Origin of the sequence: Geosporobacter ferrireducens, from assembly GCF_001750685.1 — a bacterium.
GTDB classification, from domain to species: Bacteria; Bacillota; Clostridia; order Peptostreptococcales; family Thermotaleaceae; genus Geosporobacter; species Geosporobacter ferrireducens.
On record NZ_CP017269.1, the window covers coordinates 5,036,123 to 5,051,025 of the forward strand.

The following is a 14,903-nucleotide window of genomic DNA, read 5'->3' on the forward strand; positions in this document are numbered from 1 at the left end:
CCAAAACAAAGGAGGTTTTGTACATGATCATTAATTATAACGTAACAGGGTCAGAGCGAAAGAGGTTAGTGACAGCACTTAGCGACATCACAGGTGTTAAAGCAAAGTACCTTGGAATGCCCAGCATGGCTTACGAGGTGGATTCCTTTATCATCGACAAAAATGGGAGCCTTGAATTTAGTGATAAGGCAGACAGCGAAGAAATCGAAAAGGTGGCCCAGTGTTTGGCAAGGGAGGGTTTTATCGCAGAGGAGCAAATTGACGCCACTGAGGGCAAACAAACCGCAGACAGTGAGGCCTTAAGCCTTTGCGTATCAATGCCAAAGAGTAGCTTTACAGAAAAGGCACTTGAAAACCTAAAAGCGATTGTTGAGGCAAAAGGGGATCTTATCCGTCATGCACTTGAGGCAGAAGACTTACAGATTGAAATTTCTGAAGATGAAGTTTCATTCCCATGGTTTAAAGAAATACCAACACCAGAAGAGGTTAAGGCTTACAACCATTTTATTTCTGCGCTTTGCGAGATGGCAAGAAACCAGAAACGCATTACTGCAAAAGAAAAGGAAATCCCAAATGAAAAATACGCATTTAGATGCTTTTTACTCCGCCTTGGATTTATTGGAAAAGAGTATAAAGAAGAACGAAAAATATTGCTCAGAAATCTAACCGGTTCTGCGGCATTCAAAGGAGGAGTAAAAAATGAGGATAATCAGTAAAGAACAACTGCTAAACCTTCGTGAGAAGTACCCTGCTGGATGTCGAGTAGAACTATTAAAGATGGATGATATTCAAGCTCCAAGGATTGGTACAAAAGGAACAGTTGTAGGAGTTGACGATATTGGTTCTATTATGGTGCGTTGGGATTCAGGCTCCAGCCTCTCAGTAGCTTTTGGCGAAGACCTGTGCAGGAGGATTCACGATGACAGATAAGATAAAACAACAGATTCTTGCTATTCGTGACACAGGTGAAACCAATATGTTTGATGTACGAAAAGTACAGGAAATCGCTCTAAGGGAAGGATATGACGAGTTACTTCTTTACCTTGCAGATAACATCGGGGCTTATTCCAGGTTCATTCTGACCGATAAGGAGGAATAAAGCCATGTGGAAAGAAGGTAGCATCAAAGTTCATGACAGTATCATCCATTATTGGGTAAAGTGCTATGAGAAAGGCTCGGAATTTGGAATTGACGAAGGACGCATCTCTAAGCTGATGCTTAAACGTAACGGAAAGATTATTGCAAATTATGACCGGGGCTGGGACATTGAACCTGTGGATGAGGATGCAGAAATTGCGCTTGCAATCCTATTGCTAGAACACAACTAAATAGTAAAAGAGGACAGTGCCAAAGTTGGCTCTGTTTCTCGTATGGATAGAATGATAAGGCTTGCTTGATGCAGGTCTATTTTTATGCTTGTTGGGAGGTGACCGCATATTAGAAAGTTGAAGAAATATAAACCGACAGCTTTTATGGCAAAGGACTCTTATTACGATAAAGATGCTGCAGACTATGCGGTCAACTTTATTGAGTGCTTAAGCCATACCAAAGGTAAATGGTCAGGAAAGCCTTTTGAACTCATAGATTGGCAAGAGCAAATTATCAGAGATATTTTTGGAACACTTAAACCAAATGGATATAGACAGTTTAATACAGCTTATATTGAGATACCAAAGAAAATGGGTAAATCAGAACTTGCGGCTGCTGTTGCCCTACTTCTTTGTTGTGGTGATGGTGAAGAAAGAGCGGAGGTTTATGGTTGTGCTGCAGATCGTCAGCAAGCATCGATAGTATTTGAAGTTGCAGCTGATATGGTGCGTATGAGCCCAGCACTTAGTAAACGAGTTAAGATCCTGTCGGCAACAAAGCGTATTGTTTTTCAGCCGACAAATAGTTTTTATCAAGTGCTTTCAGCTGAGGCCTATTCAAAGCATGGTTTTAATATACACGGTGTTGTTTTTGATGAACTTCATACCCAACCCAATAGAAAACTCTTTGATGTTATGACCAAGGGTTCTGGTGATGCAAGAACCCAACCGCTGTATTTTCTTATTACCACTGCAGGGTCAGACACCAAATCTATCTGCTATGAGACACATCAAAAAGCAAAAGACCTCTTGGAAGGGCGAAAGGTTGACCCTACATTTTATCCAGTTATTTATGGAGCAGACGAATCTGATGATTGGACTGATCCAAAAGTATGGAAAAAAGCAAATCCAAGCCTAGGGATTACCGTGGGAATCGACAAGGTAAAAGCCGCTTGTGAATCTGCAAAGCAAAATCCTGCAGAAGAGAATACATTTAGGCAGTTAAGACTTAATCAATGGGTCAAACAAGCAGTTAGATGGATGCCAATGGATAGGTGGGATAAATGTGCTTTTGCAGTAAACGAGGAAGACTTACTTGGAAGAGTTTGCTATGGCGGTCTAGACCTTTCAAGTTCCATAGATATAACAGCCTTTGTACTCGTGTTTCCACCGGAAGATGAAGATGACAAATATGTTGTTCTTCCCTATTTTTGGTTACCGGAAGAAACCCTTAATCTCAGAGTCAATCGTGACCATGTCCCCTACGATGTATGGGAAAAGCAAGGTTATCTTAAAACAACTGAAGGCAATGTTGTGCATTATGGTTTCATTGAGAAGTTTATTGAAAGTCTTGGTGAGAAATATAATATTCGAGAAATTGCCTTTGACCGATGGGGTGCAGTACAGATGGTACAAAACCTTGAGGGCATGGGATTTACCGTTGTTCCATTTGGACAGGGATTTAAAGATATGAGTCCACCAACCAAGGAACTTATGAAACTGACCTTGGAGGAAAAGGTCGCACATGGTGGACATCCCGTTCTTAGATGGATGATGGATAATATTTTTATTCGTACTGATCCGGCGGGCAACATTAAACCGGATAAAGAGAAGTCAACAGAAAAAATAGATGGTGCTGTAGCCACTATTATGGCTCTAGATAGAGCAATTCGCTGTGGCAATGATACGAGTGCTTCGGTTTATGACGGTCGGGGATTACTCGTGTTTTAGGAGAGGAGAGTGATGCAGATGGGGCTATTTACAAATGTTTTTAAAGCACGTGACAAAGCACAAAATCGAACTGCAGGGAGCAACTATAGTTTCCTTTTTGGCGGCTCGACAAGCGGCAAGCCTGTTAATGAGCATACAGCCATGCAAATGACCGCAGTGTATTCCTGCGTGAGGATATTAGCAGAGGCTGTGGCAGGGCTTCCCCTTCACCTATATAAATACACTGATAGCGGCGGTAAGGAGAAAGCACTTTCTCATCCGCTATATTTTTTATTACATGATGAGCCAAATCCAGAGATGAGTTCTTTCGTTTTCCGCGAGACGATGATGACTCATCTTTTATTATGGGGCAATGCCTATGCACAGATCATTCGAAATGGCAAAGGTGAAGTCATAGCACTGTATCCACTAATGCCAAATCGAATGTCTGTGGATCGAGATTCCAGTGGCAATCTCTATTATTCTTACACCAGGTATTCCGATGATGCACCAACGATGAACGGTGTGGCGGTTACATTAAGACCAAGCGATGTACTTCATATTCCAGGTTTAGGCTTTGATGGTCTTGTGGGTTACTCGCCGATTGCTATGGCTAAGAATGCTATAGGTATGGCAATAGCATGTGAGGAATATGGAGCTAAGTTCTTTGCGAATGGGGCAGCACCAGGAGGGGTACTTGAACATCCTGGCACCATTAAAGACCCTCAGAAAGTAAGGGAAAGTTGGAATGCAGCCTATCAAGGGAGTAGCAACTCTCATCGCGTAGCAGTACTTGAAGAAGGCATGAAATACCAGCCAATTGGCATCTCGCCGGAGCAAGCTCAGTTTTTAGAAACAAGGAAATTTCAAATCAATGAAATCGCTCGAATTTTCCGTGTACCTCCACATATGGTTGGAGACTTGGAAAAGTCGAGCTTTTCTAATATTGAACAACAATCACTGGAGTTTGTGAAATACACCTTGGACCCTTGGGTAATTCGGTGGGAGCAGGCCATTAGCAGGGCGCTTTTAAGATCAGATGAAAAGAAGCAGTATTTTTCCAAGTTTAACGTGGATGGTTTACTTCGTGGAGATTATGTTTCTCGAATGAGCGGTTATGCAACCGCCAGACAAAACGGATGGATGAGCGCCAATGATATTAGGGAGCTTGAGAACCTAGACCGAATTCCACCTGAGCTTGGAGGAGATTTATACCTAATTAACGGCAATATGACCAAACTTGCGGATGCGGGCATATTTGCATATAAAGAAGGATTGGAGGAAACAGCCAAATGAAAAAGTTTTGGAACTGGGTGCGTGATTCAGATACACAAACACGAACCCTCTACCTTAACGGTGCAATTGCAGAGGAAAGTTGGTTTGAAGATGATGTTACTCCTGCGGCATTCAAAGCAGAACTAATGAGTGGCGAAGGAGACATTGTTGTTTGGATCAACTCTCCCGGTGGTGATTGTATCGCAGCATCACAGATTTACAACATGCTGATGGATTACAAAGGCAATGTCACTGTAAAAATTGACGGTATTGCAGCATCAGCCGCATCGGTCATTGCAATGGCAGGAACAGAAGTCTTGATGTCACCTACCTCACTCATAATGATCCATAACCCATTCACTATAGCCATTGGTGATAGTGAGGAGATGCAAAAGGCAGTGCAAATGTTAGATGAAGTAAAGGAAAGTATCATCAATGCTTATGAACTGAAAACCGGTTTATCACGAACAAGGCTATCCCATCTTATGGATGCAGAAACATGGCTTAATGCCAATAAAGCGATTGAGCTTGGTTTTGCTGATGACATCATGTTTAGAACTGGAGAAAGTACTGTGCAAGATAGTTTTGTGTTTAGCCGAAGAGCAGTGACCAATTCATTAATGGATAAGCTTAAAAAACCAGTTGTTAAACAATCAACCGAGCCGCTTTATGAGCGGCTTAATTTATTAAAATATTAGGAGGAAATCAAAATGAGTAAAATTCTTGAACTGCGTGAAAAACGCGCAAAAGCATGGGAAGCGGCAAAGACATTTCTTGATTCAAAACGTGGCAGTGACGGGCTTGTTTCTGCGGAGGATGCGGTAACCTACGACAGAATGGAAGAGGACATTGTTAATCTTGGTAAGGAAATCGCAAGACTGGAACGCCAAGAGGCACTTGAAGCAGAACTTAACAAACCTGTGAATATGCCTCTTACTGGAAAACCAAATATTCCAGGGATGGAAACAAAGACTGGAAGAGCAAGTGATGATTATAAGAAGGCATTCTGGAATGTCATGCGAAGCAAAAATCCTAGACATGATGTACTCAATTCCCTCTCTGTAGGAACTGATTCTGAGGGTGGATATCTTGTTCCAGATGAATTTGAACGTACCCTAATTCAAACCCTTGAGGAAGAAAATGTGTTCCGTAAGCTGGCAAAGATTATTCAGACTTCAAGCGGTGACAGAAAAATTCCTGTTGTAGTGACCAAAGGAACTGCGGCTTGGCTTGATGAAGGCGAGGAATTTGATGAGAGTGATTCTGTATTTGGTCAGACTTCCATTGGTGCATATAAGTTAGGTACGATGATTAAAGTCTCTGATGAGCTCTTAAACGATAGTGTATTTAATCTTGAAAGCTATATTTCCACTGAGTTTGCCAGAAGAATTGGAGCAAAGGAAGAGGAAGCATTTCTTGTTGGAGATGCTGACGGAAAACCCACAGGCATCTTTAATGCTACTGGTGGAGCACAACTTGGGATTACTGCAGGTTCGGCTACAGCTATTACAGCAGATGAGATTATCGATCTTGTCTACTCATTAAAAGCACCATACAGAAAAAATGCAGTGTTCTTAATGAATGATGCAACGGTGAAAGCAATCCGTAAACTAAAAGACGGACAGGGCCAATATCTATGGCAGCCTTCGCTGACTGCGGGTACTCCAGATACATTGCTAAACCGTCCAGTATATACTTCAGCCTATGCGCCAATTATTGAGGCTGGGGCAAAGACCATCGCATTTGGTGACTTTGGTTACTACTGGATTGCGGACAGACAAGGACGTTCTTTCAAGCGTTTAAATGAGCTATTTGCAACCACTGGTCAAGTTGGTTTCCTTGCAAGTCAACGTGTAGACGGTAAACTGATCCTTCCTGAGGCTGTTAAAATCCTACAGCAAAAGGCTTAATGGGAGGTGCAAATGATGAGTTATAACACGAAGAATTATACAGAGCAAGGTGGAGAAAAGACCGTAATCGGTGGTGAGCTTGTCATAGAAGAGGAAGCCAAAGTAACCGGCCTCCCTGTTCTTGAGAGTCAACCAGCAAGCACTGCGGCTACTGTAGAGGACTTGGTGGCGGACTTTAATGCCCTTTTAACCAAGTTAAAAGCTACTGGACTAATGGTAGAGGATACTCCGTAGAGAAAGGAAGGTGACGGTGATGACAATGTTTGAAAAGGTAAAGGCAAATCTAATTCTTGAGCATGATCGTGATGATGAACTTCTTCAGACATACATCACTACTGCAACCTCCTATGCCGAGAGTTACCAGCATCTTCCGGAAGGTCATTATAGCAAAAATGCAATGCCGCCAACTACGGAGCAAGCCATTATCATGCTGTCATCCCACTTCTATGAAAGTCGAGATGGCAGTACGGGTGGCTTTTTTGCTGACAATGTGCAGGCGGGCCAGCAGGTTTGGAATACGGTAAATTTACTGCTCAGGCTTGATCGGGATTGGAAGGTGTAGCGTATGAGCTTTGGAAAAATGAATATCTTTATAGATATTATTTCTGTTGAAACAGTAAAAGACAGTGAGGGTTTTAGTAAACCCACTGATACCATTGTTGCGTCTGTTCGTGCCTATAAGGAAGACCGTCACGGGAATGAAAAATGGGCCAATAGAGCAACATTCTCTGAAGCCACCGCACTGTTTTGCTTTCGTAAGATACCGGATATTCTGGTGTCTACTAAGATGGTCATTGCGTGCAGTGATGGACGATACGAAATCACAAGTGTGGAGGATGTAAAAGGAAAAGGTATGTATATTGAAGCTTTGGCGAAAAAGGTGGTGGCATCAAGTGGCTAAAGCAGATGTTAAAATGCCGGATGATTTTCTTCTAAAACTTTCAAAGCTGGGTGATAAGACAGATGAAATTATACCGAAGGTGCTGGAGTCAGGAGGGGAAGTAGTTGTAGAAACAGTAAAGTCAAATTTACAAGGGACTATTGGTAGTGGAACAAAAGAAAAAAGCCGGTCTACGGGTGAACTAGTCGATTCCCTTGGTGTCTCCCCTGCTAAGCTTGATCGAAACGGTAATTTCAATGTAAAGGTAGGTTTTAAAGAACCAAGAAGAAATGGTGAAAGCAATGCCAAGATAGCCAATATCATAGAGTATGGGAAATCCGGTCAACCGCCTAAACCATTTTTAAAGCCAGCAAGAAGGACTTCAAGAAAAGCCTGTATAGAAGCAATGAAACAGCGATTTGATGAAGAGGTGGGTAAAATATGAGCATCTTAAAAGAATTAAATCTCATAGCAGATATGTGTAGCATTCCAGTAGAGACAGGTGTTTTTTCTGGTGTGCCTCCTGATGTTTATCTTGTAATCACACCTCTTGTCGATTTGTTTGAGGTTCATGCTGATAACAAGCCTGAATATGAAGTGCAGGAAGTTAGACTTTCCCTATTTGTAAAAGGTAACTATATAGGCATTAAAAATAATTTAGTCCGCACTCTTTTGGGTGCGGATTTTACAATAACAGACCGTAGGTATATCGGGCATGAAGATGATACCGGCTATCACCACTATGCCATTGATGTGGCAAAACCCTATGAATTTAAATTAGAAATGGAGGAATAAAACATGGCTACAATTGGTCTTGATAGACTTTATTATGCAAAAATCACCGAGGATGCAAGCGGTGATGAAACCTATGAAACCCCGGTGCCCTTGGCAAAAGCCATAAGTGCAGAACTGTCGGTAGAGCTTGCTGAGGCAACGCTTTATGCCGATGATGGTGCAGCTGAAATTATTAAAGAGTTCAGAAGTGGCACATTAGCACTTGGTATTGATGATATTGGAGTGACTGCCGCAGGAGATCTTACAGGAGCAACCATTGATGACAATCATGTGCTCATTTCAACCAGTGAAGACGGCGGTGACCCTGTTGCGGTAGGCTTTAGGGCTAAAAAAGCAAACGGAAAGTATCGTTATTTTTGGCTGTATCGTGTGAAGTTTGGTATCCCAGCCACTAATCTGGCTACCAAAGGCGATAGCATTACCTTCTCAACTCCAACCATTGAAGGGACAGTGCTACGCAGGAACAAATTGGATGGTCAGGGCAGACATCCTTGGAAAGCAGAAGTTAACGAGGGTGATGAAGGAGTCACACAATCAATTATTACCGAATGGTACAACGAAGTATATGAACCTACATTTGCCGCATCTGGTGGCACTGAAGAATAGGAGGATGTTCCATGGATAACGAACGCAGCGCAAAGATTACTATCAGTGGTCAGGAGTATGAACTTATTTTAACGACTAAGGCTACAAAAGAAATTGCAGGAAGATATGGTGGGCTTGAAAACCTGGGTGAAAAGCTTATGAAATCAGAAAACTTCGAGATGGCACTGGACGAAATTGTGTGGTTGATTACATTGATGGCCAATCAAAGTTTGCTTATTTATAACCTGCGAAATCCGAATGATAAGAAGAATCTTCTCACGCAAGATGAGATTGAACTTCTTACTTCACCTTTGGAGCTTGCCACATATAAAAACGCACTGATGGAAGCGATGTTTAAAGGGACGAAACGAAATATTGCATCGGAAGATGACTCAAAAAACGCACAAACCGGGTAAATGAGGAGGAGCTCTTTACCCGGCTTTTATATTACGGAACAGTCCATTTAAATCGTACTGAAGAGGAAACATGGCTAACACCTCTTGGGCTTTTGATGGATTTATGGGAATGTCACAAACAGTTCCTTGGACTGAGCAAGCAAAAAAGGGAGATTTCCATAGATGATGTTATTCCCTATGGTATCTGATTTTTAAAGGAAGGAGGCGGTGATTTTGGCAGATAACTTTGGGCTCAAAATTGGTGTTGAGGGCGAGAAGGAATTTAAAAGTGCACTTCGTGACATCAATCAGACATTTAAGGTTCTGGGATCTGAGATGAAACTGGTATCCTCGCAGTTTGATAAGCAGGATAAATCTGTACAGGCCTTAACGGCAAGAAATGAAGTTTTAAATAAGGAAATAGATGCACAAAAGAATAAAATCGGTACTTTGGAAGCTGCCCTTAAAAATGCCGCTGAATCCTTTGGTGAAAATGATAAGAGAACGCAGGCTTGGCAAATCCAGCTTAATAATGCCAACGCTGATTTAAATAAGATGGAACGGGAGCTTGGTGAAAATAACAAAGCACTAAATGAAGCCAGTGAAGGTTTTGATGGAGCGGGAAATGAAGCGGACGATTTTGGTGATGAGATAAAAAAGAGTGCCAACGTTGCAGATGATGCGGGAGGAAAATTTGAGAAACTAGGCAGTATTGTCAAAGGAATCGGTGTGGCAATCGGAGCGGCTATGGCCGCCATTGGAACTGCTGCAGTTGCCGCCGGTAAAAAGCTTTATGACATGGCTAATGATGCGGCTGCAGCTGGAGATGAGATTGATAAAGCAAGTCAACGCATAGGACTTTCCAGAAAAGGCTATCAAGAGTGGGACTATGTGCTTTCGCAAAATGGTGCAAGCATATCTACTTTAGAAAATGGCATGAAAAAACTAAATAACACGGTTGATGATGCCATCAATGGTAGTACTTCTGCCACTGATAAATTCAGGCGATTAGGAATCTCAATGGAAGATCTCCAAGGGAAATCAAGAGAAGAAATCTTTGAGATGACTGTGAGAGGGCTGCAGGGTATTGCTGATGAAGGAGAAAAAGCGGCCATTGCCAATGATCTCCTTGGAAACTCATCCGTGGAACTAGCAGCCCTTTTAAACCAAACTGCAGAAAGCACAGAAGACTTGAAGAACAAAGCCAGCGAGCTAGGGCTGGTGATGAGTGATAAATCCATCGATGCTGCAGTCGAGTATACCGATGCCATGGATAATCTTACCCGTTCTTTTACTGGTGTGAAAAACAATATCACTTCCCAACTCCTCCCCGGCTTTACCATGATCCTTGATGGTCTTACAGGTCTAATCACAGGGCAAGAAGGTGCAGCGGAACAGTTAAAAGCTGGAGCCAAAGAAACAGTTGACCAGATAGCAGTAATTCTTCCTCAAATCTTAGAAGTGGTCACTGGACTGATAGCTGCCATTGCAGAAGTTGCTCCTGAGCTAGTCATTGCTCTTGTTAACGGTATTTTGGATAATTTACCAACACTGATTGATGCAGCGACAAATATTATTATGACCATAGTGGGCGGTCTTATTGAGGCATTGCCACAGATAACTCAAGGGGCGCTTCAATTGGTACTAACTTTAGTGGATGGAATCATTGCCAATCTCCCTGCCCTTGTTGAGGCGGCACTTGTGATGATTGTTACCCTTGCCACTGGCATTGGTGAAGCACTGCCGGAACTAATTCCGTCCATCGTAGAAGCCGTGATTTTGATTGTAGAAACATTGATTAATAATCTTGATTTGGTCCTAGAAGCGGCTTTCCAAATTATCAGTGGTTTGGCACAAGGTATCTTAAATGCACTGCCTACCTTAATTGAGGCTTTACCACAAATTATTAGTAGCATTATTACTTTTATAACCACAAATCTACCTAAGATTATTGAGATGGGTGTTCAGCTGACTATTCAGCTTGCGGCAGGATTAATTCGGGCTATTCCTCAGTTAGTGGCACAAATTCCTCAGATTATTACAGCAATAGTGACTGGTTTAGGAAAAGCCATACCGGCCATTATTGATGTGGGTAAAAACATCGCCAGAGGACTCTGGGATGGTATTGCCTCCATGGTGACTTGGCTTAAAAACAAAGTCAGTGACATGGTTGGTGGAATTGTCAAAGGAGTTAAGGGACTTTTAGGCATCCGATCTCCATCTCAAGTTTTCGCAGGTATTGGTGAAAACATGGGTGAAGGTATCGGTGTAGGATTTGAGAAGGCCATGGATGATGTTAGTGAAGATATGCAAAAGGTCATCCCCACAGATTTTAATTTAGACTCCGATGTAAATGTAAATGGTGGTGCAGGTGGCGGATATGGAATGCTTGGTGGCTCTTTAATTACCATTCAGCAGATGATTGTACGAAGTGAAGATGATATTAGAAAGATATCACAAGAACTCTACAATTTAATGCAGACCGGTTCTCGAGCACAGGGGCGCTTTATAACGACGTAAAGGAGGGCGATGTATGGGATTTATTTATAATGGCATTAGTTCAAAGAACATGAAGATCAAAGCAAGACTCACAAGCTGGCAGGCATCGCCCGCTCTTAGAAACTCTTATGAAATGGTGCCGGGTAAAGCGGGTGTTGCCGATTTTGGCTGTGACAGCTCAGAGCGAATTATTATCGTTAATTGTAATGTATACCCACAAAAAAGTTTTGCTGATCTAGTAGATGTATTGGATGGGTTAGCTGAATGGTTAAACCCCATGAATGGTTTGAAACAACTTGTATTGGATGATATTCCAGATCGTTACTTTTATGCCCGTCTTACTGAGCAGGTGGATTGTGAGAGGCTACTTAGAACGGCAGGGGCATTTGATCTTAAGTTTATATGCCCAGATCCTCATGCTTATGCTTTGACTGATGAGCAATTTACAATTTCCAGTGAAGGCAACCATGAGATTGAAAGATTAACCGGAAATGCTGACTCAGAACCCGTCTATCAACTTAAGGGGACAATTAACAGTTCATCCTCTACCTATATCTCGATTACAACAAATGGTGAAGAATTACGAGTTGTTGGAGCTTTGACAGCAGATGAAGTTCTTGTCATTGACAGTGGACTAGTGACAGCCAAAATAACGGATATAAACGGAAACACATTGAGAAATGGTTTGCCAGGCTTGGATGAGCTGAATTTTCCTGTTCTTCATAAGGGAGATAATGAAATAACAATCACTGTGGCGGGAGCAACATTTTCTGAATTAAGGATTCTGGCTAAGAGCAGATGGAGGTGATAAGGTGGCCATTAAGTCGATTTTAACAGTGCAAACAGATTTTACAGGCGAGTATCCAGTAAGTGATCAGACCGTTGGACTTTGGAGATTTAATGAATCAGCGCCAGATGGAAACACCATGCTTTTAGATGCGTCAGGCAATAACAGAAACTTCTTTGTTTCCGGATGGTCAGGAACTTCAGCTAGTTTGGTCTTAGGTAGACTCGGGAGATTTTTCAGGCAAAACATTGTCAATCCTACAAGTGAAAGAACCCATTTAGTGGCTACCAATGACGGTAGCTTTTTTAGTGATTTAGGAGAAAAAATCGTAGTGGGTGGATGGATTAACCCGACAACTTATTCTATTGGTCAAAATTTTATTCCCATTTTTAATACCAGACATGGACCAGGACAACCGATTTTCTATGTCTCCTTATACCAAGGAAGATTAAGATTAATGCTTTATAATGCATCGGGTTCGCTGATTTATGATCAAACGGAAACACCAAGTATTACGCTTAGGAATAATGGTTGGTATTTTATAGCGTCCATTATTGAAGTAAATAGCAAAAGAGTACAAAATTTGGTCTGTGACCGAAGTGATGGTGCTGTTTGGCAATCGCCCCTTAGAACTTTTACAGGAGATTTGAATCAAAATTGTGTTGCCAATATTGTCATGGGAATGCTGGCTGATACTTATTATTATGCGGGCGGATTTGATGATTGGTTTTATGAAAAGAATTCTGAGCTTACCATGGAGGAGCTTATTTCCTACTTCAAATCTTCTATCTTGGCAAACGGTGGTGACAGTACCGCTGATGTAGATGCTCTAACGGAGCCGGGTACTGTTATGCTGAAGGCAACAAGTGGTGTTTATGCTCAAAATGGTCAGCTTTATACAACCGCAGCTGCCTGTGGTCTTGCAGGAACAGGACGAGTATCCGTAACCAGCGAATACACAGCAGGGGTAACTGCTATCTCCCTTGTTGAAACCTCTACCTCTGATGATTTAGTCAGTTGGACACAGTGGCAGTCAGTGGGACCCAGCGGAGAACTTCAGTCACCGAATAGAGCTTATATTCGTTATCGAATTACTTTGACCACTCAAGATACAACAAGAACACCTAAGCTTATAGAAATACAGCTTCATGATATTCCGAAACCACCTTATGAGAGGCTCGGATTTGCAAGACCCGTTGTTTTGGATACCAACGGTGCGTGGGAAGCGGTGTTAGAAAATGCCTTTGACATCATTGTAACCAGTGAGGTAAATGGCGCCGATATCTTGGAGTTTAAGTTGCCATTTCATGATTCCAAGCGAGAGTCCCTAGATAATGAGAAACAGGTGCAGATTGTAAATGATGTGTACCGAATTCGAACCACGACAGATGAGAAAACTTCTGATGGACGAGTGATTACACAAGTGTATGCGGAAGCTGCCTTTTATGATCTTTCATTCAGCGCGGCAAAAGAGCCGATGGATTTTGTCGCTGAAACACCAGAGGCTCCTATACATTATGCCTTGCTTGGTACAGGGTGGGCTTTAGGGAACGTAACGGTAAGTACAAGGAGAACATGGCAATCTACGGAGAAAAACGCGCTATCAATTCTTCGAGCCACACAGAACATTCATGGTGGAGATTTAATATTTGATAGTGCCAATAGGTTGGTGCATCTTTTGACATTTGGTGGTACAGACAGTGGAGCCTTGTTTTGCTATAGAAAAAACATGAAAAGCATACAAAGGGTAGTAGATACAAGAAGCTTAATCACTCGACTTTATGCATATGGAAAAGATGGGATGACATTTGCCTCTATTAATGGAAATAAAGAATATGTGGAGGACTACAGTTACTCATCAGAAGTAAGAGTGGCAACCCTTGATGCCTCATCCTTTAGCAATCCTTATCAGATGCTCGAGTTTGCTAATATGCGATTAGCACAGTATTCAAGGCCTAGAATTTCCTATGTTCTTTCAGCTATGGATTTATCTGTGCTGACGGGATATGAACATGAAGCTTGGAATTTAGGTGATATCGTTACCGTGGATGATAAAGACTTAAATTTGTCAGTAAAAACTCGTGTGGTGCGCAGGCAGTACAATCTACAAGAGCCATGGAAAACAGTACTGGAGCTATCCACCACCTTAAGAGAATTAGGGGATGCATCTGCTGGGTGGGATAAAGCTGCCGATATTTTATCCTCAGCCGATGTCCTTGACAGGCAGGAAGTAAAAGATTTAGTTCCCTTTAACCATCTGAGAAATTCAAGAGCCGATGACGGGATCACCTACTGGCTCAATTCAGGGTTTGATGTTGATCCAAACAATGGTGTCTCAGGAGATGCTTCCTTTAAAGCTGATGGGGTTTTAGGCATGACAAAAAGTCTATCCCAAACTATCTATCCAGCAAGTAGGAGGAGTTACACATTCTCAGCTCAGATTGCATCAGAGAATCTTCAAAAAGGCCCTAATGGGCAAGTCGGCATTGAAGTTATGATTGAATACGAGGATGGTACAACCGAAACAAGGTTTATTGATCTCTTTTAGGAAGGAGTGGTGCTATGGCTTATTTTTTCCATACAGCTCATGTTATCTCACCGCGAGGGTTTAGCAAGATAAAGGCTCTAACCATTCGTATATATGTTTCTGATTGCACAGGCGCAGTATTCTTTACTGATATGCTTTTGCAAGGAGGCTCTATTGCTACAGGCTGGACTCCCCATGTATCAGAAATTAAATGGACACTAGATGGGTAGGTG

General features: G+C 42.1%; 19 protein-coding genes. All 19 read left to right on the plus strand.

Annotation, left to right across the window (positions count from 1 at the left end):
* The first annotated feature begins 23 nt into the window (after positions 1 to 23).
* The 19 genes from Gferi_RS23560 to Gferi_RS23650 all read left to right on the plus strand — a co-directional run bounded on the left by Gferi_RS23560 (position 24) and on the right by Gferi_RS23650 (position 14,900).
* Positions 24 to 716, plus strand: a complete 693-nt coding sequence (locus Gferi_RS23560) for a virulence protein (RefSeq protein WP_069980572.1) — start codon at positions 24 to 26, stop codon at positions 714 to 716.
* The gene (locus Gferi_RS23565) at positions 700 to 930 is read left to right on the plus strand and encodes a DUF4314 domain-containing protein (protein ID WP_069980573.1); all 231 of its coding nucleotides are present in this window, start codon (positions 700 to 702) and stop codon (positions 928 to 930) included. The genes Gferi_RS23560 and Gferi_RS23565 overlap by 17 nt, the downstream gene beginning before the upstream one ends.
* Positions 920 to 1,099: a DUF5049 domain-containing protein gene (locus tag Gferi_RS23570; protein ID WP_069980574.1), complete on the plus strand. Its 180-nt coding sequence runs from the start codon at positions 920 to 922 to the stop codon at positions 1,097 to 1,099. The genes Gferi_RS23565 and Gferi_RS23570 overlap by 11 nt, the downstream gene beginning before the upstream one ends.
* A gap of 4 nt (positions 1,100 to 1,103) precedes the next feature.
* Complete coding sequence (locus tag Gferi_RS23575; protein WP_069980575.1) at positions 1,104 to 1,328, plus strand: DUF7678 domain-containing protein; 225 nt, start codon at positions 1,104 to 1,106, stop codon at positions 1,326 to 1,328.
* A gap of 117 nt (positions 1,329 to 1,445) precedes the next feature.
* A complete protein-coding gene (locus Gferi_RS23580) occupies positions 1,446 to 3,038 on the plus strand; it encodes a terminase large subunit (protein ID WP_456297971.1) in 1,593 nt (530 codons plus the stop codon).
* An 18-nt stretch (positions 3,039 to 3,056) separates the two neighbouring features.
* The gene (locus tag Gferi_RS23585; protein WP_069981583.1) at positions 3,057 to 4,313 is read left to right on the plus strand and encodes a phage portal protein; all 1,257 of its coding nucleotides are present in this window, start codon (positions 3,057 to 3,059) and stop codon (positions 4,311 to 4,313) included.
* Positions 4,310 to 4,990, plus strand: a complete 681-nt coding sequence (locus Gferi_RS23590; protein ID WP_069980577.1) for a head maturation protease, ClpP-related — start codon at positions 4,310 to 4,312, stop codon at positions 4,988 to 4,990. Before Gferi_RS23585 ends, Gferi_RS23590 begins: the two co-directional genes overlap by 4 nt.
* 12 nt (positions 4,991 to 5,002) lie before the next feature.
* Complete coding sequence (locus Gferi_RS23595) at positions 5,003 to 6,202, plus strand: phage major capsid protein (protein ID WP_069980578.1); 1,200 nt, start codon at positions 5,003 to 5,005, stop codon at positions 6,200 to 6,202.
* Positions 6,203 to 6,214: 12 nt separating this feature from the next.
* Positions 6,215 to 6,436, plus strand: a complete 222-nt coding sequence (locus Gferi_RS23600) for a Head fiber protein (RefSeq protein WP_330389495.1) — start codon at positions 6,215 to 6,217, stop codon at positions 6,434 to 6,436.
* A 19-nt stretch (positions 6,437 to 6,455) separates the two neighbouring features.
* The gene (locus tag Gferi_RS23605; protein ID WP_069980580.1) at positions 6,456 to 6,764 is read left to right on the plus strand and encodes a head-tail connector protein; all 309 of its coding nucleotides are present in this window, start codon (positions 6,456 to 6,458) and stop codon (positions 6,762 to 6,764) included.
* Positions 6,765 to 6,767: 3 nt separating this feature from the next.
* Complete coding sequence (locus tag Gferi_RS23610; protein ID WP_069980581.1) at positions 6,768 to 7,103, plus strand: phage head closure protein; 336 nt, start codon at positions 6,768 to 6,770, stop codon at positions 7,101 to 7,103.
* Complete coding sequence (locus Gferi_RS23615; RefSeq protein WP_069980582.1) at positions 7,096 to 7,527, plus strand: HK97-gp10 family putative phage morphogenesis protein; 432 nt, start codon at positions 7,096 to 7,098, stop codon at positions 7,525 to 7,527. Before Gferi_RS23610 ends, Gferi_RS23615 begins: the two co-directional genes overlap by 8 nt.
* The gene (locus Gferi_RS23620; RefSeq protein WP_069980583.1) at positions 7,524 to 7,877 is read left to right on the plus strand and encodes a hypothetical protein; all 354 of its coding nucleotides are present in this window, start codon (positions 7,524 to 7,526) and stop codon (positions 7,875 to 7,877) included. Before Gferi_RS23615 ends, Gferi_RS23620 begins: the two co-directional genes overlap by 4 nt.
* A gap of 3 nt (positions 7,878 to 7,880) precedes the next feature.
* On the plus strand, positions 7,881 to 8,483 hold the full coding sequence (locus Gferi_RS23625; RefSeq protein WP_069980584.1) for a major tail protein: 603 nt from the start codon (positions 7,881 to 7,883) through the stop codon (positions 8,481 to 8,483).
* An 11-nt stretch (positions 8,484 to 8,494) separates the two neighbouring features.
* Positions 8,495 to 8,878 (plus strand): hypothetical protein, encoded by a 384-nt coding sequence (locus Gferi_RS23630; RefSeq protein WP_069980585.1) that lies wholly within the window; start codon positions 8,495 to 8,497, stop codon positions 8,876 to 8,878.
* A gap of 213 nt (positions 8,879 to 9,091) precedes the next feature.
* On the plus strand, positions 9,092 to 11,377 hold the full coding sequence (locus tag Gferi_RS23635; RefSeq protein WP_069980586.1) for a phage tail protein: 2,286 nt from the start codon (positions 9,092 to 9,094) through the stop codon (positions 11,375 to 11,377).
* Between the two features lie 13 nt (positions 11,378 to 11,390).
* Positions 11,391 to 12,164 carry a distal tail protein Dit gene (locus Gferi_RS23640; RefSeq protein WP_069980587.1) on the plus strand — a complete coding sequence of 258 codons (774 nt, stop codon included), beginning with the start codon at positions 11,391 to 11,393 and terminating at the stop codon, positions 12,162 to 12,164.
* A gap of 4 nt (positions 12,165 to 12,168) precedes the next feature.
* Positions 12,169 to 14,691 (plus strand): phage tail spike protein, encoded by a 2,523-nt coding sequence (locus Gferi_RS23645; RefSeq protein ID WP_069980588.1) that lies wholly within the window; start codon positions 12,169 to 12,171, stop codon positions 14,689 to 14,691.
* A 14-nt stretch (positions 14,692 to 14,705) separates the two neighbouring features.
* The gene (locus Gferi_RS23650) at positions 14,706 to 14,900 is read left to right on the plus strand and encodes a hypothetical protein (protein ID WP_069980589.1); all 195 of its coding nucleotides are present in this window, start codon (positions 14,706 to 14,708) and stop codon (positions 14,898 to 14,900) included.
* Positions 14,901 to 14,903: the final 3 nt, after the last annotated feature.